This window comes from Olsenella intestinalis (genome assembly GCF_023276655.1).
In the GTDB taxonomy this organism is placed as follows: Bacteria; Actinomycetota; Coriobacteriia; order Coriobacteriales; family Atopobiaceae; genus Olsenella_J; species Olsenella_J intestinalis.
Genome location: NZ_JALGRK010000001.1, coordinates 1,264,473 through 1,290,854 on the forward strand (window position 1 = coordinate 1,264,473; position 26,382 = coordinate 1,290,854).

Annotated in this window: 25 protein-coding genes; 18 read left to right on the forward strand and 7 right to left on the reverse strand. The window is 58.2% G+C overall.

Annotated elements, in window-relative coordinates; genetic code table 11:
• Positions 1-5 precede the first annotated feature (5 nt).
• Positions 6-1,031: a DnaJ domain-containing protein gene (locus tag M5D76_RS04695; RefSeq protein WP_248922223.1), complete on the forward strand. Its 1,026-nt coding sequence runs from the start codon at positions 6-8 to the stop codon at positions 1,029-1,031.
• Between the two features lie 451 nt (positions 1,032-1,482).
• On the opposite strand, the gene M5D76_RS04700 is transcribed toward M5D76_RS04695, so the two are convergent.
• Positions 1,483-2,550, reverse strand: a complete 1,068-nt coding sequence (locus tag M5D76_RS04700) for an acyltransferase (RefSeq protein WP_248922224.1) — start codon at positions 2,548-2,550, stop codon at positions 1,483-1,485.
• A gap of 256 nt (positions 2,551-2,806) precedes the next feature.
• On the opposite strand from M5D76_RS04700, the gene M5D76_RS04705 reads away from it, so the two are divergent.
• Positions 2,807-4,267, forward strand: coding sequence for an exopolysaccharide biosynthesis polyprenyl glycosylphosphotransferase (locus M5D76_RS04705; protein WP_248922225.1), 1,461 nt, complete (start codon positions 2,807-2,809; stop codon positions 4,265-4,267).
• Between the two features lie 71 nt (positions 4,268-4,338).
• Here M5D76_RS04705 and M5D76_RS04710 read toward each other — a convergent pair whose 3' ends face one another.
• Positions 4,339-5,430, reverse strand: coding sequence for an acyltransferase (locus tag M5D76_RS04710; RefSeq protein WP_248922226.1), 1,092 nt, complete (start codon positions 5,428-5,430; stop codon positions 4,339-4,341).
• A 473-nt stretch (positions 5,431-5,903) separates the two neighbouring features.
• Between M5D76_RS04710 and M5D76_RS04715 the strand changes: the two genes are divergently transcribed.
• From M5D76_RS04715 to M5D76_RS04735, 5 genes are all read left to right on the forward strand, one after another.
• Positions 5,904-6,626, forward strand: a complete 723-nt coding sequence (locus M5D76_RS04715) for a sugar transferase (RefSeq protein WP_248922227.1) — start codon at positions 5,904-5,906, stop codon at positions 6,624-6,626.
• Between the two features lies 1 nt (position 6,627).
• Entirely contained in the window at positions 6,628-7,683 is a 1,056-nt protein-coding gene (locus M5D76_RS04720) for a glycosyltransferase family 2 protein (RefSeq protein WP_248922228.1), read from the forward strand.
• Positions 7,684-7,886: 203 nt separating this feature from the next.
• A complete protein-coding gene (locus M5D76_RS04725) occupies positions 7,887-9,128 on the forward strand; it encodes a CDP-glycerol glycerophosphotransferase family protein (RefSeq protein WP_248922229.1) in 1,242 nt (413 codons plus the stop codon).
• Position 9,129: 1 nt separating this feature from the next.
• A complete protein-coding gene (gene tagD, locus M5D76_RS04730) occupies positions 9,130-9,528 on the forward strand; it encodes a glycerol-3-phosphate cytidylyltransferase (RefSeq protein WP_248922230.1) in 399 nt (132 codons plus the stop codon).
• A gap of 26 nt (positions 9,529-9,554) precedes the next feature.
• Entirely contained in the window at positions 9,555-10,535 is a 981-nt protein-coding gene (locus tag M5D76_RS04735) for a glycosyltransferase family 2 protein (protein ID WP_248922357.1), read from the forward strand.
• A gap of 522 nt (positions 10,536-11,057) precedes the next feature.
• Here the strand turns inward: M5D76_RS04735 and M5D76_RS04740 are convergent.
• The 4 genes from M5D76_RS04740 to M5D76_RS04755 all read right to left on the reverse strand — a co-directional run bounded on the left by M5D76_RS04740 (position 11,058) and on the right by M5D76_RS04755 (position 13,946).
• On the reverse strand, positions 11,058-11,891 hold the full coding sequence (locus M5D76_RS04740) for an ATP-binding protein (RefSeq protein WP_248921430.1): 834 nt from the start codon (positions 11,889-11,891) through the stop codon (positions 11,058-11,060).
• A 2-nt stretch (positions 11,892-11,893) separates the two neighbouring features.
• Positions 11,894-13,198 (reverse strand): DDE-type integrase/transposase/recombinase, encoded by a 1,305-nt coding sequence (locus tag M5D76_RS04745; protein WP_248921882.1) that lies wholly within the window; start codon positions 13,196-13,198, stop codon positions 11,894-11,896.
• On the reverse strand, positions 13,162-13,602 hold the full coding sequence (locus tag M5D76_RS04750; RefSeq protein WP_248922231.1) for a hypothetical protein: 441 nt from the start codon (positions 13,600-13,602) through the stop codon (positions 13,162-13,164). The genes M5D76_RS04745 and M5D76_RS04750 overlap by 37 nt, the downstream gene beginning before the upstream one ends.
• A 65-nt stretch (positions 13,603-13,667) precedes the next feature.
• Positions 13,668-13,946, reverse strand: a complete 279-nt coding sequence (locus tag M5D76_RS04755; RefSeq protein WP_248922232.1) for a hypothetical protein — start codon at positions 13,944-13,946, stop codon at positions 13,668-13,670.
• Between the two features lie 479 nt (positions 13,947-14,425).
• Here M5D76_RS04755 and M5D76_RS04760 point away from each other — a divergent pair, with 479 nt between their 5' ends.
• The 3 genes from M5D76_RS04760 to M5D76_RS09260 all read left to right on the forward strand — a co-directional run bounded on the left by M5D76_RS04760 (position 14,426) and on the right by M5D76_RS09260 (position 17,103).
• Positions 14,426-15,055, forward strand: coding sequence for a CatB-related O-acetyltransferase (locus M5D76_RS04760; protein ID WP_248922233.1), 630 nt, complete (start codon positions 14,426-14,428; stop codon positions 15,053-15,055).
• Positions 15,052-15,888: a DUF4422 domain-containing protein gene (locus M5D76_RS04765; protein WP_248922234.1), complete on the forward strand. Its 837-nt coding sequence runs from the start codon at positions 15,052-15,054 to the stop codon at positions 15,886-15,888. The genes M5D76_RS04760 and M5D76_RS04765 overlap by 4 nt, the downstream gene beginning before the upstream one ends.
• A 66-nt stretch (positions 15,889-15,954) precedes the next feature.
• Positions 15,955-17,103 (forward strand): glycosyltransferase, encoded by a 1,149-nt coding sequence (locus tag M5D76_RS09260; RefSeq protein WP_248922235.1) that lies wholly within the window; start codon positions 15,955-15,957, stop codon positions 17,101-17,103.
• 41 nt (positions 17,104-17,144) lie between these two features.
• Here M5D76_RS09260 and M5D76_RS04775 read toward each other — a convergent pair whose 3' ends face one another.
• Positions 17,145-18,428, reverse strand: a complete 1,284-nt coding sequence (locus tag M5D76_RS04775) for a helix-turn-helix domain-containing protein (protein ID WP_248922236.1) — start codon at positions 18,426-18,428, stop codon at positions 17,145-17,147.
• Positions 18,429-18,782: 354 nt separating this feature from the next.
• Here M5D76_RS04775 and M5D76_RS04780 point away from each other — a divergent pair, with 354 nt between their 5' ends.
• From M5D76_RS04780 to M5D76_RS04815, 8 genes are all read left to right on the forward strand, one after another.
• Positions 18,783-19,787, forward strand: a complete 1,005-nt coding sequence (locus M5D76_RS04780) for a WaaS/CpsH family glycosyltransferase (RefSeq protein ID WP_487250683.1) — start codon at positions 18,783-18,785, stop codon at positions 19,785-19,787.
• Positions 19,784-20,623: an NAD-dependent epimerase/dehydratase family protein gene (locus M5D76_RS04785; RefSeq protein WP_248922238.1), complete on the forward strand. Its 840-nt coding sequence runs from the start codon at positions 19,784-19,786 to the stop codon at positions 20,621-20,623. Before M5D76_RS04780 ends, M5D76_RS04785 begins: the two co-directional genes overlap by 4 nt.
• The gene (locus M5D76_RS04790; RefSeq protein ID WP_248922239.1) at positions 20,616-21,197 is read left to right on the forward strand and encodes a DapH/DapD/GlmU-related protein; all 582 of its coding nucleotides are present in this window, start codon (positions 20,616-20,618) and stop codon (positions 21,195-21,197) included. The genes M5D76_RS04785 and M5D76_RS04790 overlap by 8 nt, the downstream gene beginning before the upstream one ends.
• On the forward strand, positions 21,197-21,913 hold the full coding sequence (locus M5D76_RS09265; protein ID WP_248922240.1) for a glycosyltransferase: 717 nt from the start codon (positions 21,197-21,199) through the stop codon (positions 21,911-21,913). The genes M5D76_RS04790 and M5D76_RS09265 overlap by 1 nt, the downstream gene beginning before the upstream one ends.
• A complete protein-coding gene (locus M5D76_RS04800) occupies positions 21,910-22,692 on the forward strand; it encodes a glycosyltransferase (protein ID WP_248922241.1) in 783 nt (260 codons plus the stop codon). Before M5D76_RS09265 ends, M5D76_RS04800 begins: the two co-directional genes overlap by 4 nt.
• A 91-nt stretch (positions 22,693-22,783) precedes the next feature.
• Positions 22,784-24,034, forward strand: coding sequence for a hypothetical protein (locus tag M5D76_RS04805; RefSeq protein WP_248922242.1), 1,251 nt, complete (start codon positions 22,784-22,786; stop codon positions 24,032-24,034).
• Positions 24,035-24,071: 37 nt separating this feature from the next.
• On the forward strand, positions 24,072-25,097 hold the full coding sequence (locus tag M5D76_RS04810) for a glycosyltransferase family 2 protein (RefSeq protein WP_248922243.1): 1,026 nt from the start codon (positions 24,072-24,074) through the stop codon (positions 25,095-25,097).
• Positions 25,098-25,251: 154 nt separating this feature from the next.
• A complete protein-coding gene (locus tag M5D76_RS04815; protein WP_248922244.1) occupies positions 25,252-26,382 on the forward strand; it encodes a glycosyltransferase in 1,131 nt (376 codons plus the stop codon).

Consider the following 26,382-nt stretch of genomic DNA (forward strand, 5'->3'; position numbering starts at 1 on the left):
AAACAGTGCCCAAGCAGGACATGACGCAGGCCGAGGCCGAGGCCATTCTCGACCTGCCGGAGAGATACGACCGCAGGCAGCTGCGCCACAGCTTCATGGCGCTCGCGCAGCAGTGCCACCCCGACGCCGCGGCCAGAAACGGGCTCGACCCGGCCGAGGCCCAGCGCAAGATGACCCAGGTCAACAAGGCCTACGCGCTCCTCAAGGAATACTTCGACGACAACCGCGAGGCCACCATGCACCGCGACCTCGTGGGCGGTGCCGAGGGCGCCTACGGCGTCGGCGTCCACTACGCGCCCACGGGCGAGAAGGTCGGGGCGACCCAGGTCGACGACTCCCTCTTCTGGGACGAGCACGGCAACCCCCGCAGCGCCGTCGCCGAGGAGCAGGCCAACGCCGCCGTCGACGCCGCGCCTGGCACGCACCGCCTGCGCCGCTTCCTGCTCGGCCCTCACTTCCTGCGCGTGGTCCTCTGCCTCGCCTTCGCCGGCGTCTGGTGGCTCAACTTCCCGTTCGTCAACGGCAACGAGGCCCGCTTCAACGTGGGTCCCACGGCCGGCCCCATCGACTACCTCGCCTGGGTCTCGGCGATGGTCTACCCCACGTACCTCCTCGCCTACGAGGCGCTCTCCGGCCACGTCTCGGGCGCCCTTCGCCAGATCGCCAACGGCGTCGCGAGCCACGTCTCGGGCGTCCACGTCGACGTCCGCACCAGCGGCGCGTACACCTGCGAGCTCACGAGCCTCGTCCAGAAGCAGTGGTACGGGCCCCTGCTCATGCCGCTGGCCGCGCTGATCATCATCCGCGCGCTCGAGCTCCCGGGCACCGACCTCGCGCCCATGCGCGTCGCCGCCCTCGCCCCGGGCGTCTTCGTGGCGATCGACTCGCTCCTCGCGTGCTTCGGCAGCGGCGCCTTCGTCGCCATGACGCGCGCCCTCGGCGACGCCATCGAGAAGCGCTACGTCAAGAGCCGCATGGAGATGCTCAAGCGCTGCGGCCAGTGGGCGGGCAACCCCAAGCACGCCAGGTAGCCCCTCTGCCCCAAAGGGCACGAACGGCCGAGAAGAGCCTGCCCCTTGCCTGCGAGAGCGATGCTTGAGTGACCCCGCTCCTTCAAGAACCGTTTCCTTGCATTGCGGGAGTTTTCCGACTTAGCTACAAAATCGGGCGAAATCATTCCGAGTTAGCTACAAAAACGGGCGAAATCTTTCCGAGTTAGCTACAAAAACGGCTGAAATGCTTCCGGTCTAGCTACGCCATGCGGCTTGTTGGCTGGTTACGCTGCGTCTCCCTGTGTGGAACTACACCTTTGACCAGCAAATCAAACAGACAACTACTGGGCCTGTCGATCGCATATTAGATCCCTTTCCACTACGGCGCTGGATCTACGCCTGAAGAACTCAGGTCTGCTGTAGTCATTTCAGGTAGAGCAGCCTTTTCCCGATGACAGGGGGCTTGGCAATGAGCCAACATGCCGCGAGGCTAATAAGCAGGCTGGATAGAAACAGAACGATTGTCTGCATGGGCATGGAAAGGGGCAGCTGCTTGATGGAGGCCTTCAATAGCATTTGGACTGGGTAATGCGTGAGATACAGTGCGAAGGAATAGTACGAGAGGACATAAGAGACGCGGGAAAGAAGGTTTTGCTGTCGGGGGGGGGGTCGCCATATCTCCCTGACGGGGTTCTGGTTTGCTATTTGTGAACCATTGGGGAGGCATTTTGGACATAAGTATGAATGCCATCAAACCGCAAAGCATGAGTGCGCCGCTGTCATACCAGACGTTATATTGAACACTGCGTGCATGACAGACGTGTTGTAGCGCCACGCAGCCCACGAATAGGGCAATGCCGCCGCACGCCAAGGCGACTGTGGGAATTCTTCTGAATGCCTGCTTCTTTACGCACCACCCTAGGATGAGGTAGATGCCATAGACACCACCAGCGAAGCCTACGTTGATTTGCGGATCAAGTTTTACTGACATGCCCGCAAGCGCCATCACTGGCTTCACTATGGGGATGACGAAACAACAAAGCGATGCTGCGGCCAAAGGGAAGGCGATGGTTCGCGGCTCAAGCCGACTTAGGGCGGCGCCCATGATGGGCAGGAATAGGTAAAAGCCGATAATCATGGGCATATACCAGTAATGACCCATCCCGACTTTCTTGAGAAATAGCATTTCGAGAATGAGATCGTTTGGTTGTGCCGGTTGTTTTGCCGTGTAGTTCAAAAAGAAGAAGTAGATAACGATCCAGGCTTCAATGCATGCGAATAAGGGGAGCCAATGGGTCTTCCAAAATCGTTTGCAAGCTTGGTTGTCCCAGGGACGGTCTAGCAAAAGATAGCCGGAAATGAATAGGAACAGTGGTACGCCTATTCGCCCGAAGGTGAAGGCCGTTACGGCAAAGATGTTTGTCTGCGTGCTAAGCGTTGCGAGGGATGCTGGGCTAAGCGTGTAGATGCTTTCGACGCTGTGGCACATTACGACTGAAATGATGGCAAGGGCTCTGGCGAAATCAAGCCAAGCTATTCTCAGTCGTCCACTAGACATCCTGCTCCTTTGTTCATTTCACTGTGATTGCTGAGGAATGCGACAGTTTCTAGTCTAGTGGACGTGCCTTCCATAGAAGTTCTTATCTGTTGAATTAAGGCATGTTGTCCGAAGCAAATTGTCTATGAAGGCCCCTGAGACTGCTCGCGTCGGCGCGGCTGGCGGTGTTCTCCCACGACCGCATGCGCCGTGTCCGCCCCCGTGCCCCTGCCTGCTATCATTAGCTCGACCAACCAACCCCGACAACAGGAAGCCAATGGACAGAAGCGGAACCCTCAGAAGGCTCGCCCTCTGGGCGATGGACGTCGTCTGCGTCCTGGCGTCCTTCTGGGCTGCCGTCCAGGTCCGCTTCGCCGAGGCCGGCGTCGCCCCCGCAGAGGTCCGCACCAACCGCATCGTCTACCTCTCGCTCGTCCTGCTGGTCACCTTCCTCAACTACGCCCTCCACATCAACCGCGGCTTCATGCGCCGCCGCGCCGTCCAGGAGCTCGGCGTGGTCGTCGCCTACGTCGCCATGCTCGTGCTCGGCGTCTCGTTCCTCGCCCTCGTCATGCACGCCGAGCCCATGCCCTCGCGCCTTGCGATGGCCTACTTCGTGCCCATCGCCGCCCTGGTCATGCTCCTCGCCCGCCAGGCCCTCAAGCGCGTCTCGCGCCGCATGCTCTCGCGCCGCGGCGTCCGTACTCCCATCCTCGTAATCGCCGAGAAGAGCCAGCTCCCGGAGCTCCGCGACCGCTTCTCCGTCGGCCAGGCCTTCGAGGTCGCGGGCTGGCTCGCCCTCGACGCCTCCGCGCCTGCGACCGGCGCGCCCGCCACCCCCGCCGCGCCCCGCGTCACCGGCGACGTCTGCGGCGCCGCAATCGACTGCGCGCCGCGCGACCTCGCCCGCACGCTCGCCGCCACCCTCCCTGACCTCCAGGTCGGCGACGTCTACGTCTCCGCCCCGCACGTCGCCAAGGCCCACCTCACCACCCTCGTGGACGCCGCCGCGCAGATGGGCGCCGCCTGCCACGTCGCCCTCGACCTCATCGACCCCACCATCCAGGGCGCGACCCTCGGCTACTTCGGCGAGCTCCCCACCATCAACTACCCCGGCAGGGGAGGCCGCTTCTACACGCACTTCCTCAAGCGCGTCCTCGACGTCCTCTTCAGTCTCGTCGTCATCGTCCTCATGGTGATCCCCGGCCTGGTCCTCTGCCTCGTGATCGCCCTGCAGAGCAAGGGCTCGCCCTTCTACACGCAGCGCCGCGTCGGCCTGCACGGCCGTCACTTCAACCTCTACAAGTTCCGCTCCATGGTGGCCGACGCCAGCGACGTCCAGAAGTACTTCACGCCCGAGCAGCTCGCCGAGTGGGAGCGCGAGCGCAAGGTGGAGGACGACCCGCGCATCACCGCCGTCGGCCGCATCCTGCGCAAGACCTCCCTCGACGAGTTCCCCCAGTTCGTCAACGTCCTCAAGGGCGAGATGAGCGTCGTCGGCCCGCGACCGGTCGTCGACGAGGAGCTCGCCCACTACGGCGACGACCTCGACGAGTTCCTCAGCTGCAAGCCCGGCGTCACGGGCTGGTGGCAGGTGCAGGCCAGAAACGACGCCACCTACGCCGACGGCAGCCGCCAGCAGCTCGAGCTCTACTACGCCCGCCACGCCTCGGCCACGCTTGACCTCAACATCGTCCTGCGCACCTTCTCCGCCGTCTTCGACGGCACGGGGAAGTAGGGGAGAGACATCAAGCTGACGAGAAGAGCCTCGCCTTGACTGAGCCCCGTGCGCCACTTGGCGCCCGTGTGCTATGCGGCCTCTGATTTCCTTTGCGCTGACATGAATCTGATCCCTGCAACGGCGGACCTGTACAGCCACGTGACCAGTATGCAAAGGCAGAAGACGAGAAGAGCTCCAACCGTGCGATAGACAATGGAGTGGATGGGAACCATGCCGCTGCGCCTGATGAGGTTCAGCACGTACCAGTGAATCAGATACACGCCAAAGGTCTGCGGGGCGATCGCGGTGCAGAGGGCTGCGATACGCTGCGTCGCGGCGTTATTCCTCTCGCACGCATAGCGCACGAAGACAAACACGCCTAGCGCCTGGGCAACGGCCGGAATATTGAGGTATCCCTTGAAGACCTTCGAGATGCCGATTTCAGGGGACGAGAGGGCAAGCGTTCCGAACATGTGTGTCAGCCAACCCGCAACGGCCAGCACGTAGATTGCGACCCTCCATCTCGGCTTGATTTCCACCTTGCTCAGCAGCCAGCCAAGTATTGCGTACAGCATGTATCCCGTAACGGGTGGCGGTGTGATGCTCGAGTTCCACTTCAAATGGAGTAGCTGAAACAGTAGGGGCAGGATCGAGACCAAGACGACTCCGACAATCGCCGCGTAGGAGAAGACCCTCTTCTTGTCAGATATCGCCGAAAAGATCGGGATTGCAAGGTATACCGCGAATAGTGGTGGAAAGAACCAATAGATGCCGACGTACTTCGTGTTGACTATTCCATCGATGATGGTGGTTAGGGATAGGTCGGGCTGCTTTCCATCTACGAACGAGAAGAACGTGCAGTATGCAAATCCGATCAGGCTCCAGATGAGGAAGGGCACGAGCGTCCTGCGCGCGCGGCGCTTCAGGTAGTCCGAGGTGCCCATTCGGTCTCGATAACCCATGAGCGTTGCGCCACAAATCATAAAGAAGATGGGGACGGGCCAGTAGAACAAGGTCTCGATGAAGTTGGCGCTAATCCAGGACTTCCCCTGTGCCGGTCCCTCCCAGAAGCATCCGTTGCAGTGAAGCATAACCACGCCAAAGGCGGAAATGACATTGAGGATGCTTATGTATTCAAGACGGCGGCTTCCTCTTATGTAGCCGTCCCTCCTATGCTTCAAGATGACCCTCCTGATTGTTGTAGAACTCCAACTAACGTCATATGCAGTAATGCTAATGCGCATGGGCTTGGCGTATGGGAGAGAAGTTCGCGGTTAACGAAGTGGCCGACATGCCTTGATGATTCGGATGTCTTCTGGAGCCCTTGCGCTTACCTTGAAGAGCTCTGTTAATCACCGTATTAATCTTGCCCGAAGATGCGCTTCTCGCGTTGTATGTTCACCGAGCTCTCGATAGCACCGCTCGTGCGGATTGTTATGCTGTTCTTTACATATAATCAAATTAGGAAGGATGCCTTTTTTCGATTTTTCGGTCAGCATGCTTATCGTGTTCGATTTATTGATTCGCTTTCTGAGCCGGTGCTATGTTCCCGTCGCTATTTGGACGGGTTTATCATGCTGATGATTCATACGTGTTTTGAATCACTGCATTTGAGATCGATTGTTTTATACATATATTTATGCGAGGTGGATTGATGACAGAGTTTGACGCCGTTGCTGAAGCTGCAGAGGTTGAAGGCTTTCGGGTTAGTGATGAGCGTCTTGCTCGCCGTTCCCTTGTTGACCGTGAGAATATGAAGCTTGTTAGGGATGGGAAGCCGCTTTACTACAAAGTAGTGAAGCGTGTGGCTGATATCGTTCTCTCGGGCGGTGCACTTATTATCCTTTCGCCCGTGATGCTTGGGGCTGCTATTGCCATCATGGTCGAGGACGGACGTCCCGTTATTTATGCTGCGCCTCGCGAGGGCCTCGATGGGAAGCCCTTTAAGATGTACAAGTTCCGCTCAATGTACCGCGATGCGGAGTCCAAGCTCAAGGATCTCCTCAAGCAGAATGAGCAGACTGGACCCGCCTTTAAGATCGAGAACGACCCCCGCATCACCAAGGTCGGGGATTTTATCCGCAAGACCTCCATTGACGAGCTTCCCCAGCTTGTGAACATCATCAAGGGCGAGATGTCCATCGTCGGTCCACGCGCGATCCAGCGCACGAAGGAGTTCACTCCCCATGAGGCCCAAAGGCTTCTCGTTAAGCCTGGTCTTACCTGCTACTGGCAGGTGATGGGACGCTCGAGAATTGACTGGGAAGACTGGGTAGAGCTCGACCTCGACTACATTCAGGACATGTCTATCTGGACGGATATAAAGATTATCGCTAAGACCTTTGGTGCCGTGCTGCATGGCGATGGGAGCTACTAGTATGTCCGCCAACCCGACGATCGACATCAGTATCGTTGTGCCGGCTTACAATGTGAGCAAGTATCTCGATGAATTCTTTTCCTGCGTTAATGCTCAGACCTATCAGGGTTTTCGCCTTGTTATGGTGGACGATTGTGCTACCGACGATACGTTCGTTCGTGCGAAGAAAGCTGGATCGGCTCTAGGTGATAGATTCGTATTGTTGCAAAACAAGAAGAATCTTGGACTGAGCGGGACGAGAAATACTGGTCTTGATTGGGTTGAAGAGCATCCAACCGAGTACGTGACTTTTTTGGATCCTGATGACTGGTTTGAACCTACATATCTTGAGGATTTGCACGATGCCGCAAAGACCTTCGATGCGGATTTGAGCGTTAGTGGAATAGTTAGATTTGAGGACGGCACTGAGCATGTCCTTGCGACGGAGATGGTCAATTACAGTGATGAGCTGTTCGATGACTCTGCACTTTGTGATGACCTTGCGTTCATCAACCCCTGTGCCTACGCGAAACTATATAGGTTTGATGGCATCAAAGGTGTTCGCTTTAGGCAAATTAAACGCTCTGAGGATACGTGCTATCTGTTTGAATCGCTCCCTAATCTTAAGAGTGTCAAGTTCACTAACAATGCTCTCTACCACTATCGAGTGCGCCGGAACTCGCTTACTGCCGAAATGGATGATGCCAAGTATGAGTCCATGCACCAAGAGTTTGCGAAGTTATTGCCCAAGTTCTCCTCTGGAGCGCATGCGCCGTATCGTGAGATGTTTGAGTGCCAAGTGTTTATTAGGAGCTCGGTGGGGGGAGTGACACGTCTTGCCTTTTCCAATATGGGCAGGGCGCTCTCGCTTGCTCGCGGGGAATTGCATTGGCTTGACTCTGCCATGCCGTCTTGGCGAAAGAACAAGTATCTTAGCTTTGGCAAGCGACGGAGTAGGGGTAAAAAGCAGTTTGCTCTTAAGGCAAGCGCCACTTTATACAAGCTAAACATTTTCGTTCTCTTCATATTCGTCTATTACTTAGTGTCTAACGTACTTAAAAAGGAAGTCAGGGCATGAGGCCAACTTCCTTAGGCGCGGATTGAATTGGGGAGCGTATTGTCTTCAGCTTGCTTTTGTATATTATGAACAACCGCTCTTTAATCTCCTTGCCCCGTAGATGTTTTTTAGATAGCTCTACTTGAAAAAATGGATATATCTGTGACTAGTGGAGTGAGGAGGGGCGCGGTGAAGCTATTGGGGCAGGGTCGTGGTGACGCTATATGAGCTTTTTTTCGACAGTTAAATCACTTCGTGCAACAAGGAGTGCTGCTCTTTTCGTTCTGAGCGGCATGTCGCAGATTAACAGGTGGGTAAAAAAGAACAAACATCGTGTACTTTTTTACAGCTCCATGTACGGGCGTATCGTTGATAACAACGAGGCTTTCTATTCTTGGCTGGTGGATAACGGATACGATGAGAAACTTGACATCGTGTTCTGTCTTCCGAATCGTGCAAAAGGGCCAGAACTACCGGGTAGGCACAGGACGGTAGGTACTGTTCGTGGAATCTTTGAATACATGCGATCGGGATTTGTGCTTTTCACATATGGGGGCATGAGAATTGTTCCTTCAGAAGACCAAGTGGTGGTTAATCTGTGGCACGGCATGCCTCTTAAAAGAATCGGGAAGTTGTCCAATGACGCAGTTATCGAGGCAGAGGACATAGCTGATTTTTCATATACGATCGCGACGTCAAGGCTGTTTGCTCCAATAATGGCCCGCGTTTTCGGTTGTAGGGAAGATCAGGTAATCATTTCTGGGCTACCGCGAAATGATTATCTATGTTCGAATGATTGTGACTTGCATAGATTTGCTCACTTTGCAGATTCGTCAAGAACAATTCTATGGATGCCGACTTTTAGAAAGTCATTTGATGGACGTTACGATAATTCTGATATTGAAACTTCTACAGGATTGCCGATAGCTACGAGTGTCGAACTGCTTCACAGGCTTGATTCTTGGCTTGGCGAAAAGGGCGGAATCCTTTTCATTAAAGCTCATCCCTATGCGCTTGCTAAGAGCTCTGGGCTCCAGGGTGAGCAGTTTCAGAATATTGTTTTTGTTAACGACGAGATGATCAGAGCCGAGGGCCTTCGCCTCTATGAATTTGTGGCTGCTTTCGATTCACTGCTTACGGACTATTCATCAATTTACTTTGACTTTCTTTTACTCGATCGACCAATTGGGTTTACGCTTGATGATTACGAGAGCTATCAAAAGATGCGTGGCTTTATCTTTCCGGACGCAAAAGATATGATGCCAGGTCAACATATCTACTCATTTGATGAGCTGTGCTCTTTCGTGGCTGCCGTTTGTAGTGGGGACGATTCATACTGCGAGGAAAGGGGCAAGACCCGCGATTTGATTCATGAGTACAAGGGCTATGATTGTCGCAGAGGTTTAGCTGACAGAATTGGCCTTCTTTCCGTGCTGGAATCCACGAACCGCGAGGAACAGAAATAACATGAAACGTGTTATCACATATGGAACTTTTGATTTGCTGCACTACGGCCACATTAATTTACTGCAGCGTGCAAAGGCTCTGGGAGATTATCTGGTGGTTGCGCTTTCGACTGATGAGTTTAATTGGAATGAAAAGCAGAAGAAGTGCTATTTCTCGTATGAGGAGAGAAAGCGTCTTCTTGAAGCCATTCGTTACGTGGATCTAGTGATTCCCGAGGAGTCGTGGGAGCAAAAAAAGACTGACATTCATGAGTATCATATTGATACTTTTGTGATGGGGGATGATTGGAAGGGCAAGTTTGACTTCCTTGAGAAAGAGGGTGCCGAGGTGGTCTACCTTCCCCGTACGCCAGAGATTTCTACCACTCGAATTAAGGAAGACTTGGGACCGGACTCATGAGCGGCAAAAAACAGTCCGTGATCTTCATGACCACTTATAACGGTGCAAAGTATCTTTCTGATCAGATTAATAGTGTTATAAATCAGTCATTTGGCGACTGGGTTCTGTTTATTAGCGATGACGGGTCAAGTGACGGAACCATTGAAATACTCAGGGACTTTGAGTCTCTAGACCCTCGCATTAAAGTGATTCAGAATCGTGGGCCGCACGGAGCGTACATAAATTATTACAATTTGTTCGAGTTTTATAAGGATAATTACGGCAGTTGTGCAGACTATTATTTCTTCTGCGACCAAGACGACTACTGGCACCCTGATAAAATGCGAACTGAAATCGATGTCTTGTCAAGGATGGAGCGCCAATACGGAAAACGGTGTCCATTACTTTGCTATACGGATCTCGAGCTCATGGATGCCACGGGGAACTCTTTGGGTTCATTTATGAGTGATTATTCTGATATTGACCTACAAAGTCATCCGCTTGACCTTTTTTTCTCGCATTGCTTTGTTTGGGGAACAACCGCAGCGATAAATAAAGCCCTCTGGGAGGCTGCTAAACTGCCTGTTAATAATAGAAATGATCTGAGCCATGATAATTGGTATGCGAAGCACGCTGTCTTGTTGGGGCACGTCGAATGTATTCCGAAGCCTCTAGTGAGATATAGGCGTCATGATTCGAACGTCACGGGTCTACCCAGAAAGTATGGATTATTGAAAGCCATTCGACGAGCCATGGCTTTCGGGGATGTAATTGATGCTCAATCACACATGTTTTGGTCTTCTTTTGAAGTTCTTAATAGCATTGATTCGCTCGATTGGCGTGGTGAAGAACTGAAGAAGACTTTTGAACGCGGTGGCTATTATGCCGTTCGCTTTATGTGGAAGAACAAGATTTGTCCTGGTAGCAGATTTCATCAGTTGGCACGATATATCAACCTTGGTTTATGCCTACATAAGCGCACCCATTGGTTCTTGACTGATTGCGAAGAACCAATTAATGCGAAATGATTAAGGATAGAGAGTCAACGTTCTTTTTGGGAGACAGTGTTTAGATGGCGGCCTTGAGTCGGCGTTAATCGATGCTGCCGAGCGCGGAAAGAAGGCTCGGATTGGCGATGGCGGTCGTGCCTATGCAGCGGCTTTGCCTACCAGAAACCCGATGAGCCGGGCTGCCCAGTTGAGACGTGGAACAAGAAGATGATCTTTCGCGAAGCGAGGCGACTTCCCGTCTCCGCCTTCTGGTCGTGCCTCGCGCTTCTTGCGTAGGGCAGGGCGATAGTATAGACAAAACCTGACTTTGGCAGCTGGTTGAGCAGAAAATGCCAATCTGACCTGCGGAAACTACCTCTATGCAGGTGTTTTTTTCTTGTGCGGTATTCCCGTGTTGACGTCGGCTTAAATCAACCAACTAGCGTCGGGCGTTTCCAACCAAATTGAGTCGGGCGAAATCAACCAACCACATCCCAGCTCTCCTCGCGTCGTCGTATCTAGTTTGCATCACGCCGGCGATCGCATCGTGTTTACTGTGGACTACGCAGTCGCGTCTCGCATGCCTCTTTGCTTCGTGGCCGACGGCACGGCCTCGACGGAAAACGTGTCGAGCTCACGCCCGCGGTAGCTCGGGCCTCGCATCATGAACACCGAGGCCTTGTCGAACACGCGGTCCAGGGCGCACAGGAGCGTGTCGTCGCCCTCGAAGAACTCGTGCCAGTCGCTGGCGACGGCGTTGCTGGTGAGAATCATGGTGTTGGGCCCCTCCTTCTCGTAGCGCCGGTCGATGACGTCAAAGAGCAGGTCCGTGCACTCTCGGTCGAACTTCCTCCTGCCGACCTCGTCTATGATCAGGCACGACGGCTTCACCAGTGTGTTCACCATGCGCGACGCGTTGCTCCTCTTTATGGCCGACGAGATCTTGTCCGCGAGCTCGCTGGCCTTGACGTAGTAGGTCTTGAGGCCCCTGAGGCAGCACTCGCGCCCGTAGGCCTGGGCAAGGTGCGTCTTCCCGATTCCCCCAGGTCCGATGAACGCTATGTTGCGACCCGCGTAGAGGTCCGAGAGGGCCGACAGCTCCGCGAGCGCGCACGCGTCGCGGCCCTGAATGCGCCCGAAGTCGAAGTTGTCGAAGGTTTTGGGCTCCTTGCTCGGCAGCCTGCTCAGCCGCAGGAGGGTCTCGACCGTGGAGCGCCTCCGCTTCTCGGCGAGGTAGCCGAACACCGTCGCGATGGCCTCGACCTCCCTTTCTCGCATGTCGTTGTCCGACGCCAGGCTGGCCAGCTCCTCCGGCCCGATCCTGATCCTCAGCTCCCCGGCGGCGGCGCACGCGCGCTCGAACGGGGTTGAGCCTTCCGATGCCCGTGCCGCCACCGCTACATCACCTCCCTGGAGAAGTCGAACTTGGCGAACGCGGTGTCCGCCCTCGGCTTGGCCCTCGTCACCGTCGTCGTGACCTCTTGGCTCGGGGACTCCTCCGGCTGCGAGTCGGGCCACTGGCCATCGCACCACGAGTCGGCTCGGGACCTGTCGACCTCGTGGCAGACCAGCTCGCGGGAGAGGTCCTCCGAGTAGATGTGGAGGGTGCCGCCCTCGCGGCTCACCCGGCACGTGCTGCCGGAGTACCAGTACGGGACGCCGTACCTTCCGCCCTCGAAGCTGACGAAGCCGTCGAACGAGATCCTCCTCAACGGGCAGAGGTACCGCTCCGCGGCCGCGGGATCCCTCACCTCGCGGGCGTGGGCGGAGCAGAGGCGGCTGTGAACCTCGGCCGGGACATGGCCGGCCGACCTTCGGTACCTGCCGGCCTGCGCGTCGCACCAATCCAGGGCGTCCCTGTTGAGCGATTCGAGGTCCTCAAACGTCCTGCCCGCGAGGAAGCTCTCCTTCACGAAGCGCACGAGCCTTTCGACCTTGCCCTTGGTGAACGGGTGCCTTGGCTTGCATAGCCTGGTCGTGAAGCCGACGCTGTCCATGAACGCCTCGTACTCGCCGTTCCACACCGGCCTGCCCTCCGCGTCCCTGCGGCTCACGACGCTCTTCATGTTGTCGGTCAGGACCCCGTCGGGCACCCCGAGGCGCCCGAACGCGTGGAGCATGCCGATGAACAGGTTCTCCTGGCGCGCGTTGGGGAAGAACTCGACGTAGGGCGTCCCGCAGTGGTGGCACACCATTGCGAAGCACGCGACCCTGTACCTGCGGCCCGCCCAGTCCTCGACGTTCGCGAACCCCCAGTCCATCTGGTAGGATTCGGCCGGTCCGGACCGAAACCGCTGGCCGCTCCCTCGCTGGGGGCCGGTCGCCCGCCGCTTGGCGGGAACGAGGTCGGCGTGGTCTGCCATGTAGACCTTGACGGTGGTGAGGCCGCCCTCGTACCCCTGCTCCAGCAGTCGCTCGTAGACGACTTGCGAGTTGGTGACGCCCTTGCGAAGCTGGTCGTCGACAAAACCGGTGTGGCCGCTGAGCACGGTGCTGCCGGCCTTCATCCCAAGTCGGCCGTGGGGCTTCACCCTGAAGCCGTTGGCCTTGATGGTCCTGGCCCTCTGCCTCGTGAGCCCGGTCCTGCGGCAGAACTCCGCTAGGTTGCACTCCTGCGGGTCGAAGTCTCCGGTCGACTCGGCCTCCATGGAGGCGAGGGCCTTATCTATAATCTCCTGTAGGCCATCGAACTTGCTATCCATTCATCTGTCCTCCTAACGCCGGCGTGATGCAGCACCAGCATAGGAGACGCGGGCAGGTTCGATGGCCTGCCTTCGATGGAGGGGTCTGGTTGATTATGTTTGACTCGGATTGGTTGATTAAGTCCGACGATTAAGGGTTGATTTAAGCCGACGCTAACACCCGCCCTCTTGGCCTTCGCGAAGACCCCCCTGACGTCCGCGGTGGTCATGTTCTTGCGCCTGAGCTCGGGGGGGCCGACGGCCTCCAGAATCGCGTCGGACTCGTCCGTGCGGTGGTCGAAGAGCCACCAGTTGGCGTCGAGGGCGGAGCAGGACATGGCCGCCAGCTCCTTGCGGACGCGCGCGGCGGGGACGCCCGTGGCCCTCTGGAGCAGGCGCAGGATCGTCAGGTCGACGTAGCACACGAGGAGAAGTGCGCCTCGATGCGGGGCCTCGTCCAGACGAACACGGGCCTCGCCTCGAGCTCGGACTATGTGACCTTGAACGACTTCTCGATCCGCCACAGCTCGCGGTAGGCGTCCAGCACCCGGTCGTCGTCCCAGTCGGTCTCGCTGGTGCAGATGAGGTAGTAGCCGTCGTAGCGCTCCGCCTCGGCCACGGCCGCCTCGTCGATCGAGAGCTCGCGGTTGGTGGCCACGCTGCCGTCGTCGTCGAAGTGCAGGTTCCTCACGTAGGCGGCCGCGCCGTGGTGGGTGTGACGGGTGTACCTGCCGGGGTGGGCCACCAGGTTGCGGGCCCTCTCCAGCACCTTGGCGCGCTCCGTCCGCGCCCGCCTCTCGTACTTCTCCGACCGACCTCGCGATCTCGGCTACGCTCTTCCCCTCCCTCCTCATCCTGCGTATAACATTTACCTTGGGGATGCTGACCATTTCCCTTCTGCCTCCTAGGTCGTCACCGACATAACGGCAACTATTAGGCTAGACCGCGTCTTGTTCAGCATGCTCGCTATCGAAGTGTCGAACACCGTTATTTCGAACTGTCGACTTCTAAGGTATCGAATGCACCTCTCCGGCCCTCGGCAATAGATTGGGGGATTGCGGCGCCTGGTCCAGCACTCAGCCGGACATGTTTCGATGGGTGCGAGATGTGTTTCGATGAACTTGAAACTCTACGTCCGATCATTTGCGGTTGATTTACACCGACGTCAACACGTATGACTCAACTTTTCTCTAACATAATGTATAGTGTTCCTCGAACATGCATTTTTTCCGTGAAATGGAGTGTTGCGTGCTGGGGTTTAAGCAATTTCTTATTGCAAAAAAAAATCAAATAGAATGGCGGCTGCACAATAGGCACAATGAAACTAGTCTTAGCGCAGACTGCTCTCCTCGCGTTCAACGAATTGCAGAAGTTGGGGCTCATACATACGGCGTTTTAAAGGTTTACGCAAGTAATAATACGCATAAATTATCTATTGGAAGCTACTGTTCTATAGGTCCAGGTGTTGCGTTCGTCCTAAACAACGAGCATCAAACTGATAGCGCTTCGACATTCCCATTTAAGGTTAAGCTGCTTGGTCAAAGTTTTCCGGAATCAGGTTCAAAAGGTGGCATTACTGTCGGTGATGATGTGTGGTTTGGATACGGCGCAACAGTTTTAGATGGTGTTAGTATCGGACAGGGTGCGGTTATTGGAGCCGGTGCTTTGGTTACAAAAGATGTTCCTCCGTATGCCATCGTTGTCGGTTTGCCCGCAGAGATCATTCGATATAGATATGATGAACCAGTAGTAAAGTTGATGGAGCAAGTTGACTGGGCGTTGGTTGACGAAAAGTTTGTACGTGATTACACAGAATTGCTGTACCGCCATCCCCTGACCCAAAATGATGCACTTGAGTTGCTTGATAGTATGAAGTGAAGAAGGTAATTATTAATGGTGTCTTAATTTGGGTTGTGACGGAAATGTCTAATAGCAAATGTGACAAAATATTGAATACAAGTATTTATGTCGCTGCACACAAGCCCTTTGATACTCCCTTAGATGAGGCATATAAGCCAATTGAGGTGGGTTCCGCTCTGCGTGAGTGTCACACCGGCTTTATTCGTGACGACACAGGGGACAATATTTCTGAAAAGAATGCTGGTTACTGCGAATTAACGGGGCTGTACTGGCTTTGGAAGAATGATAAAGAATCTGATATCGTCGGTTTATGCCACTATAGAAGGTTTTTTTCTAACAAGCCACTCTCAAATGCTCCACGATTTTTTCTCGATGCAAATGATGTGACGCAAATTATGCGAGAGTCGGACATCATTTTGCCGAGAGAGTTCTACTGGCGGAATGACACTGTTCGTACGATCTATGCAAAAGGTGAAGGGCGTGACAAGGATCTAATAATCGTTAGAGATATCATTAGACAGCGCTGTGCGTCATTCGTGGATTCATTTGATGCCGTTGTCAATTCCTGTCATGCATCTTATTGCAATCTGTTTATTGCTCCGAAAATGCTCGCCGACGAATACTGTGAGTGGTTGTTCGACATTTTGTTCGCATTAGAAAATGAAGTAGATACTAGTGGATATTCGGAAGCCGAGTTGCGCATATTTGGCTATATTTCAGAGATTCTTTTAAACGTATGGGTTCTTCAGATGCATTGTAGGCGTTTTGAGGTGCCGATGGTGCGGCTTGATACTCCACCATTGAAGAAAATAATCCGATATGTTCGAGATGGAAAACGGGCGATGCCCTAAGGAAGAGCTGGTTTTCGAGCGCACCCTCGTTGGTCTACAACTTATTAGTTTTTGCAAAAGTGCTGTGTGAACGAAGGATTATTAATGAATATTGCTGTTATATGTGAGGAACAAATCGAATATCTTCCACCCGTTCTCAGTCTATTAGCCTCACTAAAACGGCTTGATTTAAACGTTACGCTTATTACCAGAGACGATTCCACCGTTAGAAAGATCGGCATTCCGATTGATAACGCAATTGTTTATGGCCAAAGGCCGAAGCATCGCATTCGACGTAAAATTGATCAATTTAATGCCCGAAGAACTATTCGTGAGGAACTGGACCGGGGTAGAGGCTTTTATGATGTTGTTTGGACAACTACTGATATCTCTGCTCGAGAAGCTGGAAAAGCGCTGTATGACTACAAGCATGTCATGCAGCTAATGGAGCTCGTCGAGAGAGTTCCCCTGTTTTTTGGCAAAGTTCCATTTCGCAACAAGACCGTTGAAGAGACTGCGCGCAGAGCATGGAAAGTAGTCGTGCCAGAGTACAATCGCGCGTACATGCAGCAAGTTTACTGGTCGCTGCCAAAGGTACCATATGTGTTGCCAAATAAGCCCGCTTATCATTCCTTGGCCGCGGTTCCAAAAAACGAGCGATACAATGAGGCCATGAATACCATTAAGAATGAGCGGCGAAAAATAGTGCTCTATCAAGGTATTTTTACTCATGATAGAGATTTAAGCCCCTTTGCTAAGGCAATTGAGCGATTGGGCGATGAGTATGTTCTGTATTTGATGGGTCGTACTGACACTCCTGACGCAAAGAATAGTGTTGAAATGCTTGTGCGTGACTTTTCTGGTGTCACATATCTTGGTTTCATCGAGCCGCCCAATCATCTTGATTTTGCGAAGTATGCTTACATTGGACTTATGCCATATGTTCCATTGCGAAATACTCGGATGTCCCCTTTTAATGCAATATACTGTGCACCAAACAAGATTTGGGAATACACGCAGTTTGGATTGCCTGTGCTCTCGTCGGATGTTCCTGGCATTCGGCTGGCTCTAGAAAGTGGCGATTTTGGCTGCGTTGCTGACATCAGTGAAGAAGAATCTATAGCGCGGGCTATAAAATACATTGATTCAAGGCACGATATAATGTCATTGAATGCACGCAAATACTACGACAGCATAGATTTTGATGCGATAGTTGCTGACATACTTGAATTATAGGATAGTCGACCGGGGTTCCGAATACAGGTTGATGTTTGATCTTAGCGCGGCGCCTCACCCCTCTCCGCGCGTGCGCACTCGACGCAGCCAAGCGTCAGGTCGAGCTGCCTCATGCCCAGCTCCTCGATGCCGAAGGCGTCCATGAGGTCGACGGCCGCGTCCCCGAAGGCGGCCCCCGGCGCCTCGGCCGGGGTCATCCACGCGAGGCTGCCCCTCGACTCGGAGCTCACCCGGCTCATCACGAGCGCGCAGTCGGCGGGCGTCAGGAGGTCGAAGCGGATGCCGCGGCCCCTCGGCAGCAGCTTGCGGATCTCCACGTGGTTCTTCTCGCACCCGCCCTTCTGGTCGGACCTCCTGGGCTCGCAGTAGTAGAGGGCGGTCTGCCCGGGCATCTCGCCCAGCGCCCGCGCGATGGCCCCGTCGTCCGCGAACACGGCGCCGTTGTCGGCCGGCACGCTGCCGAGGGGCAGGGCCATCCCGACGCCGCCCACGGCCTCCCTCACGAGCCCGATCGCGCGCGGGACCTCGCCGCAGCCGCACGAGGCGAGGGGCAGGGCCAGCTGGAAGCGGCCGGGTCGGTGGAACAGCGTCAGCAGGCAGGCCGAGTCCTCGTCGCAGCCCATCACCGTGCCCGTCTCCCAGGCGGCGGCGCAGCGCTCCTCGCCGAGCGCCAGGAAGGCGTCGTGCGACCTGCGCGGGTCGTGGCGCGCCGGCCTCCCGGGCCGCTTCCGCTTGCGCGGCCTGTAGCCCACCTTGCGCCTCAGCTCCATGTTGGTCATCTCGCCGTAGCCGGCGTCCACCCACCGGTAGACCGTGGAGCGCGAGACCCCCAGCTCCTCGCCCCTGAGCGCCGATATCTGCTCCGGGGAGAGGCCGCGCGCGAGGTCGGAGCGTATCACGGAGAGCTTCATGGCCACCGACTCCTCCGTCTCGTCGATGCCGCGCCTGCTCTCCGAGGCCCCGGCGTCGGCGGCCCGCTGCGCCATCCTCGCGTTGTAGAAGACGTGCGGCCTCCCCGGGCAGCCGTAGGCCCTGCGCCTCCCGCGGCCGTCGCGGCAGCGGGGCCACGAGCCGAGCCGCTCGCACGCCTCGGCGAGCCCCTCCTCAGGCGCGGGCTCCCCGTGGCGGGCCCTCGGCGCCGTGACGAAGCGGTGCCGCGCCACCTCGCCCGCCACCGTCGACGGCGCCCTGCCCAGCTCGCGCGCGATCTCGCGGCACGAGGCGCCTCGGTCGAGCATCCTCTCGATGGTGTTGCGCTCGTGCCTCGTCAGCCTCGAGTACGACCTCTCCGACGGCGGCCTCCCGCTCCCTCTCCTCCTTGCCATTTCCGGCTCCAGTCTCTTCGGGGCCGGCCTTTCCGGCCCTCGGCAACAGATTGGGAGTTGTGGCGCCTGGTCCAGCACTCAGCCGGACATGTTTCGATGGATGCGGGATGCGTTTCGATGAACTTGAAGCTCTACGAGTGCCAAGTGCTAGGGATAGGTTTTCTTCGCTGTGCGTCTGGTCCGGATGTTTATTTGCGATAATCATTATTTGCGTACCCTACGATTGACGTCGGTGCATGCGATTCAGCGCGAGTTAACCGGTTCTCCTCAGATGCCTGATGATCTGCCTCCATTCCGTTTGTTCATCCGGTCTGTTTGATGTAATTGGAGTTGGCAATGTCTCGGATACTTCTCATGGCTCCGCCATTTTTTGGTTATCGCCGCAGGGTGAGTGACGAACTGGCACGACAGGGTCATCAGGTCGAGTGCATCGATGACAGGCCCAGCGAGGGTGTTGTGTTTAAGTCGCTGGGACGCATCGACTATCGCCTCGTCGATGGCATGATTGAGGCATACGCCAGGCGCGTGTGCGAGCAAGTTCGAGATGGAGCCTACGACCAGTTCCTGTATATGGGTGGCATGTCGTTCTGCTTCACCAGAGAGCAGTTCGCCCGCATTCGCAAGGCGGGGGAGGCGCGTGGCACGCGCTTCGTCGCTTACCTCTGGGACGCGCTATCTAACTGCCAGAGATTCGCCGAGTGTGCGGATCTGTTTGACGAGGTTATGTCCTTTGAGCCAGGGGACTGCGAGTCGGGGGAGATCTCGCTCAGGCCTCTTTTTTATGGCGACGCGTACCAAGGTCTGTCGGTGGGGAAGGAGGCATCCTTCGATTATGACGCGTGCTTCATCGGAAGCGTGCACCAGCCCAGCAAGTTCGAAGCTGTTTCGTCTATCTGCCAGTCGCTCAGGGAGAGCGGCCTGAGGGTCTTCACGTATTTCTACATGCCCTCGACGTCCGCCGAGTTGTTGAGGAAGGCGACGAACCCAGCGTATCGCGGCGTGACGTTCGAGCACGAGTCAATCTCGGCCGAGCAGGTGTCCGACATCTACGCGCGCTCGGTGGCGATCATCGACTCGCCCCAGGCGCACCAGCGCGGACTTACCATGCGCACGCTCGAGACCCTGGGCGCGAAGAGGAAGCTCATCACTGCGAACGCGGACGTTAGCAACTACGACTTCTACAAGTACGGCAACGTTGCCGTCTGGGATGAGAGTCGCGGCATTGACGCTGCGTTTTTCTCGGAGCCTTATCAAGAGCTGCCCAAAGAGATATACGATGTTTACTCGATAGCATCGTTTGTCCGGAGTCTGGTGGGCGAGGGTGAGCCCTATTCTGGATATGAGAAGGGTGGCCGATGAGGGTCTTGGTAACTGGCGCTGATGGGTATATCGGCAGGGGCGTGGTTCAGCGACTGCTGGATGACGGGGTCGAGGTGGACGCCTGGGGGCTTCTGCCGTGCGGGCTTTCGCATCCGCTGTTGAGCGAACACGTGGGCGATGTCTTCGGGCTTGAGCTCGAGGGCGATGACCTGCCCGATGCCGTGCTTCATCTTGCCTGGCGCAACGGCTTCGTGCACAACGACATGTCGCACCTCGAAGACCTTCCCAAGCACTATGCGTTCATCAAGCGATGCGTGGAGGCTGGCGTGCACCACGTTGCCGTGATGGGGTCCATGCACGAGGTGGGCTATCACGAGGGTGCGGTCTGCGACGACACGCCCTGCAGGCCTACGACGCCTTACAGCGTGTCGAAGAATGCGCTGCGCCAGCTCTGCCAGGAGCTGTGTCGCCAGCATGACGTGACGTTCCAGTGGCTGAGGGGGTTCTACCTCGTCTCGAACGATGGCAGGGGCTCCTCGATCTTCGCGAAGATCGTCCAGGCCGCGGGCGATGGCAAGACCGAGTTCCCGTTCACGAGCGGCACGTGCAAGTACGACTTCCTTCCCTATGACCAGTTCTGCACGCAGGTCGTTGCCGCGGTCGAGCAGACGGACGTCGACGGGATCATCAATATCTGCTCAGGAGAGACTGTGGCGCTTGGCGAGTACATCGAGGGCTTCATCAAGGAGAACGACCTGGGCATCAGCCTTGCGTATGGGCGCTATCCCGACCGTCCGTACGACTCGCCTGCCATTTGGGGTGACAACTCCAAGATCCAGGCCATCCTCGCCCGTCGGGAGGGACGCGATGCGTAGCCAGTACGGGCTAGGTGAGTTTCTGGGCAACTGCGTCTACCTTGCTTATACGAAGCTGCGCTTTCCTGGGGCACGGCTCGTGCGCCTGCCGTTCTGCCTGAGGGGTGGCAAGGCGCGCCTGCGCTATGGCCGTGGGCTCACGGTTGGCTACGGCTGCAGGTTCGACCTTGCGGGCGAGGGCGTGGTGCTCGAGATTGGCGAAGGCTGCAAGATGAACGACCGCGTGCACATCGTGGCGCACGAGTCTGTGCGCATTGGCGACAGCGTGCTTATGGCATCGAACATCTTCATTTCGGATACGAGCCACGGCAGCTTCACGGAAGATGCCTCCAGCCCTGACGTCGCGCCGGACGACCGTCCACTGGTGACCAAGCCCACGGCGATTGGCAACAACGTCTGGATTGGCGAGGGCGTCTGCATCATGCCGGGCGTCGAGGTCGGTGACGGCTGCACGATTGGCGCCAACTCCGTCGTGACGAAGTCCGTCCCCGCAAACACCGTGGTCGCTGGTGCGCCCGCGCGGGCCATCCGTCGCTGGAGCGAGGAGAGCCGTACGTGGGAGAGGGTGGGATAGTGCTTCGCACCGCTTCCGTCGCCATGGCGGCCTACAACGGCGAGAGGTTCATCGCGCAGCAGATCGACTCCGTTCTGGAGCAACTCGGACCCGAGGATGAGCTCGTGGTCTCGTATGACGCGTCGAGCGACCGCACGCTCGAGGTCCTCGAGGGCTATGCTGCGCGCGACGAGCGCGTGAGGGTCGTCGAGAACGATCGCCCTGGAGTCGTGGGCAACTTCAACAATGCCATCGCCGCATGCGCGAAGGACGTCGTGTTCATCTGTGACCAGGACGACGTGTGGGTTCCCGGCAAGCGCGATGCCGTCATCGCGCGGCTCAACGAGACGGGGGCCGACCTTCTCATCCATAACGTGGTGCACATCGATGCCGAGGGCGAAGTCATCTCCAGGCCGCTGTTCGAGGAGTATGGCATCAGGCCCGGGCTGCTGCGCAACTTTGCGGCACCCCGCTACAGCGGGTGCTGCATGGCGTTCCCGCAGGCGTCGAAGCGGCTGATCATGCCCATGCCCGAGGACGTCATCAACTACGACCACTGGGTCGGCATGGTGTGCGAGGCCCTGGGCTCCATCACGTTCATGGACGACGTGTACCTGAGGCACCGCCTGCATGGCGACAACGTCACCACGAGCAGGCGCGCGCTGGGAGTGATCGCGCGCCAGAGGCTCAACCTCCTGAGGGCGCTCGCGAGGAGGCGGAGGGAGCTGAGAAGGTGAGCATCTCCGTTCTCGTTGTCGTCTACAACCAGTCGCTCGACGACATCGCCTGCCTGGACGCTGCCCTGGACGCGCCCCAGGTGAGTCAGGTGGTGGTCTGCGACAACAGCACGATCGCCAATGACAACGAGGCGCGCGCCGCCGAGCGCGGCGTGACCTTTGTCTCGATGGGCGGAAACAAGGGGTTGCCCGTCGCGTACAACGCGGGCGTCGAGCGCTGCCGCGGGGATGTGGTCTGCGTGTTCGACGACGACACGGCCGTGGGCGCCGACTACTTCGAGGCGGTCGAGGCCCTGTGGGAGTCTGACGGGGCCTGGGACATCGCCCTGCCGCTCGTCATGGCGGGGGAGGACGTGCTCTCGCCCAGCACCTTCGACGGACTGAGGTCGAGGCCCTTCTCGGATGCGGGGGAGATCGCCGGCGCCCGTGACATCAGCGGGATCAACAGCGGCATGGTCGTGAGGCGCGCGGCGTACTCGAAGGTGCGCTACTGCGAGGACCTGTTCCTGGATTTGGTGGACCATCGCTTCCTGCAGGACGCGAAGGAAAGCGGTCTGCGTGTCGTCTACCTTGAGGGGCCCGTGCTCCGTCAGTCCTACTCGCTGGAGTCGGACGATGCCGACGCGGCGCTTGCGAGGCTGCGCATCTTCAGCCGCGACGCGAGGGCGTTCTATTCCGGGTCGCTTGCGAGGGTCGTGTACTGCCGGGCGATGCTGCTAGCCAGGAGGGCCAAGCTGGCCGTGAGGTACCGCTCGCCCCGATTCCTGTGGAGTTCCTAGGAGTCTTGCCGCAGACGGGGGCGCCGCCGCGCGTGAGTGGCGGCGGTGGTGGGATAGACTGGACTTTGATACCTAAGCGATCGGGAGCGCAATGCTGAACTACTACTACATCTACGCCGCCCTGTGGAGTGGCGTGTGCGGACTTTACGCGCTCCAGTGGTCCAAGCTCAACAAGCCGCTCGATCCCTCGCTCGTCGTCTTCTTCATCCTCAGCATCGCCTTCTGCGTGATCAGGGGCTACCAGTGCCGCAAGGAGTTCGCGTACAAGCCAAATGCGGTTCGCGATGCGGCCGACAGGAAGCTTGGCCTGCTCGAGGGGCGCATTGGGCCGAAGGCGATGCCGCTGCATCGCTTTGGCGTCGAGTGGGGCCCGCTGGTCGTGCTTGCGCTGCTGTTCGCGCTGCTCTTCGTCGCGGAGGGGTTCGTGCCCCTGGTGGGCGTGTTCACCAAGACGCTCGACTACGAGTCGATGCTGCTCGACCCCGTCCCGCTGCTTGCCCCGACCTGCATCGTGGGGTGCATCATCTATGCGTCATCGTGCTTCAAGACGTTTCTGGACGAGCGGCACAAGCGCGACTTTGTGAAGTTCTTCCTGTGCCTTGGCCTCCTCATGCTCCAGTACATCCGCAGCGCCATCGCCATCTGTCTCTTCGTGGCGCTCGTGCTTCTCGTCTCGAAGCGGGGCCGCCTTTCCGCGAAGGGCGTCGTGATCATCGTCGTGGCCGCCATCGCTGGGCTCTGGGCCTTCGGTGCCATGGGCAACATGCGCTACGGAGCCTCGTGGGCGAACTCGTTCTACATCTTCAGGATCGGTCGCTACACCCAGGCGCTGCCCACGTTCATCCCCCGGCAGTTCCTGTGGGCGTACTCGTACCTGACGTCACCTTTGGCGTGCCTCAACTTCAACGTCTCCAACGGGTCGAATGCCTTTGATGTGGTCAACTTCCTGTACTCGTTCCTGCCGATGGCGATCGCCAAGAGGCTGCCTCTCTACGTGACGCCGTCGGTTCCCCTGCAGGTGAATTACTTCACGGTGTCCACGATCTGGAGCGACTACTTCTGCTTCATGGGCACGGCGGGCATCTACCTTGGCTTCGTGCTCCAGATGGGGCTACTGCGCCTGGCCCGCCGCATCCTCAAGGGGACACGCGTCGAGACGCTGGGATTCGCCTTCATGTCGATGGTGGTCGCGTTCTCGTTCTTCATGAACTCGTTCACGTATCCCTCGATGGCCTACCCTGTCTATGCGGTGGTGGCCTTCGCCCTCTTCGAGAAGCTGCGGGAGCGCAGGCGGCGCGTCGCGCTACCGGTTGACGCCGCTGACGACTTCGACGACGAGTAGCGCGACGGTCGGGTTAGGGACCCAGGTGAGGTCAGGTATGGAACAGGCACCGCTCTTCAGCATCTGCATTCCCGCGCACAACGCGCGCGGCGTCTTCGGGATGTGCCTTGAGAGCCTCGCGCGGCAGACGTGCGGCGACTGGGAGGCCATCGTCGTCGACGACGCCTCGACCGACGGCCTTGGCGAGCTCTGCGCCGCGCAGGACATCGTGCCCGCCGAGAGGCTGACATACGTGCGCCTGGACGAGAACCAGGGGCCGTTTCGCGCGAGGAGGCGCGCCTTCTCGCTCGCGCGCGGACGCTACGTCGTGTGCCTCGACGCCGACGACGAGCTTATCGGGGCCGACGCGCTCTCGAGCATGCGCGACGTCATCGAGTCCGCGCGACCCGACCTCCTGCTGTTCAACATGAGCGCACGCGAGCAAGGTGGCGACTCGATCATCGACTATGGGTCGCTCGGGCTTCGCGAGGGGCCGATCGAGCGGGATGCGCTTATCGAGGCGTTCCTTTCGACCTACGCGCTGAACAACCTCGCCACCAAGGCCATCCGTCGCGAGCTCCTGACAGAGGGCGACTCCGAGGCACCCGAGGGGCTGAAGATGTGCGAGGACCGCCTTGAGGTCTCCGGCGCCATCGCGCGGGCCGATAGCGCCTACCTTCTGGACCGGGACTTGTACTTCTACCGGCCCAACGAGGCGTCCACCACGCATCGCCGCTTCGAGGTCGACTACTGCGCGCAGCAGGCGTTCGTGGAGCGTAGGGCGTGGGAGCTGCTTGGTGCGTCCGTGGCGTCGCGTGACGGGCAGTACGCGTTGCTTTTGGGTGCCTGGGCGCACGACATGGAGGCGCTCGTGCAGGGCAGGGACGCGCGTGAGCTTGCGGCATGCCTTGAGGAGATGACCGCGGAGCCGCTCTTCGTCGAGGCGATGGACGCCGTGGGCGCGGCGGGCCTGAGGTTCGAGCGTGCCCGCTCGCTGAGGCTCTTGAGGCAGGGGCGCGTGCGGGCGGCCGCGCGGTGGGTGCGATCGCTCGTGCGCCTGAAGGGGGCCGCCAAGCGCGGTTGAGACGCGGGGTGGCGTTCGCGTGACCGTGCGGGCGCGTTGCGTTTCTCCCGAGCGTGGGGTAGTGTCGGTCTGGGGCCATACGCGGCTTCCCGTAGGGGAGCGCGTCGCCGAGAAGGCGCAGGCTCCTCTCGACGTATTGAATTGGAGTCTTTGCATGCACATCGCCGTTGTCTGCGAGGAGCAGGTCGAGCTGCTCCCGCCCGTACTGAGCCTGCTGGCCAGCCTCAAGCGCCTTGGTCACACGACCACGCTGATCACCCGCGACGGCTCGGCCATCGAGCGGCTGGGGATCGACGTCGACCACGTGGTGGCCTATGGTGACCGGCCGAGCGGGTTCTTTGCGCGCAAGGCGGACATCTTCCGCGCGCGCAAGGCGATCCGCGACGAGCTGAGGCGTGGGGTGGGCGAGTACGACCTGGTGTGGACGACCACCGACATCTCGGCGCGCGAGGCGGGGCCGGAGCTGTTCCGCTATCGCTACGTGGTGCAGCTGATGGAGCTCGTGGAGACCGTGCCGCTGCTGTTCAACCGCATGCCGCTCCACACGAACGCGGTGAGCGAGATTGCGCGGCGCGCGTGGCGCGTGGTGGTGCCCGAGTACAACCGCGCCTACATGCAGCAGGTCTACTGGAACCTGCCCAAGGTGCCGCGCGTGCTGCCGAACAAGCCGGCCTACCAGCGCGAGGATGGCGCGGCGGGGGAGAACCCGTACCAGGACAAGGTCGACGCGATGGCCGCCGACCCGCGCAAGGTCGTCCTCTACCAGGGGGTCTTCGGTCCCGATCGCGACGTCGCCCCGTATGCGCGCGCGATCGAGAAGATGGGCGGCGACTATGCGCTCTACCTCATGGGGCCGACGAGCACGCCCGAGAGCCAGGAGTACGTGAGGCACCTGTGCGACGAGTTCTCGTGCGTGACGTTTTTGGGCTTCGTGGAGCCGCCGCACCACCTGGAGTTCGCGTGGCACGCCTGGGCCGGCCTCATGCCGTACACGCCGACGTGGAACAACCGCTACTCCCCGTTCAACGCGCTGTACTGCGCCCCCAACAAGATCTGGGAGTACACGCGCTTCGGGCTGCCGGTGATTGCCTCCGACGTGCCCGGCATCCGGCTCGCACTCGAGCGCGGCGACTTTGGCTGCGTGGTCGACGCCGGAGACGAGGCCACGATCGCCCGCGCGATCGAGGACATCGACGCGCGCCATGAGGTTATGTCAGAGAACTCTTGCGCGTACTACGACAGCGTCGATTTCGATGCAATTGTGGCGGAGATTCTCGAGGGCTAA

Coding starts and splice junctions, on each gene's coding strand:
- M5D76_RS04700 (WP_248922224.1), bottom strand. CDS start 2,550: ATGTCTAGTGGACGACTGAGAATAGCTTGGCTTGATTTCGCCAGAGCC.
- M5D76_RS04705 (WP_248922225.1), top strand. CDS start 2,807: ATGGACAGAAGCGGAACCCTCAGAAGGCTCGCCCTCTGGGCGATGGAC.
- M5D76_RS04715 (WP_248922227.1), top strand. CDS start 5,904: ATGACAGAGTTTGACGCCGTTGCTGAAGCTGCAGAGGTTGAAGGCTTT.
- M5D76_RS04720 (WP_248922228.1), top strand. CDS start 6,628: ATGTCCGCCAACCCGACGATCGACATCAGTATCGTTGTGCCGGCTTAC.
- M5D76_RS04725 (WP_248922229.1), top strand. CDS start 7,887: ATGAGCTTTTTTTCGACAGTTAAATCACTTCGTGCAACAAGGAGTGCT.
- tagD (WP_248922230.1), top strand. CDS start 9,130: ATGAAACGTGTTATCACATATGGAACTTTTGATTTGCTGCACTACGGC.
- M5D76_RS04735 (WP_248922357.1), top strand. CDS start 9,555: ATGACCACTTATAACGGTGCAAAGTATCTTTCTGATCAGATTAATAGT.
- M5D76_RS04745 (WP_248921882.1), bottom strand. CDS start 13,198: ATGGATAGCAAGTTCGATGGCCTACAGGAGATTATAGATAAGGCCCTC.
- M5D76_RS04775 (WP_248922236.1), bottom strand. CDS start 18,428: ATGGCAAGGAGGAGAGGGAGCGGGAGGCCGCCGTCGGAGAGGTCGTAC.
- M5D76_RS04780 (WP_487250683.1), top strand. CDS start 18,783: ATGGCTCCGCCATTTTTTGGTTATCGCCGCAGGGTGAGTGACGAACTG.
- M5D76_RS04785 (WP_248922238.1), top strand. CDS start 19,784: ATGAGGGTCTTGGTAACTGGCGCTGATGGGTATATCGGCAGGGGCGTG.
- M5D76_RS04790 (WP_248922239.1), top strand. CDS start 20,616: ATGCGTAGCCAGTACGGGCTAGGTGAGTTTCTGGGCAACTGCGTCTAC.
- M5D76_RS04805 (WP_248922242.1), top strand. CDS start 22,784: ATGCTGAACTACTACTACATCTACGCCGCCCTGTGGAGTGGCGTGTGC.
- M5D76_RS04810 (WP_248922243.1), top strand. CDS start 24,072: ATGGAACAGGCACCGCTCTTCAGCATCTGCATTCCCGCGCACAACGCG.
- M5D76_RS04815 (WP_248922244.1), top strand. CDS start 25,252: ATGCACATCGCCGTTGTCTGCGAGGAGCAGGTCGAGCTGCTCCCGCCC.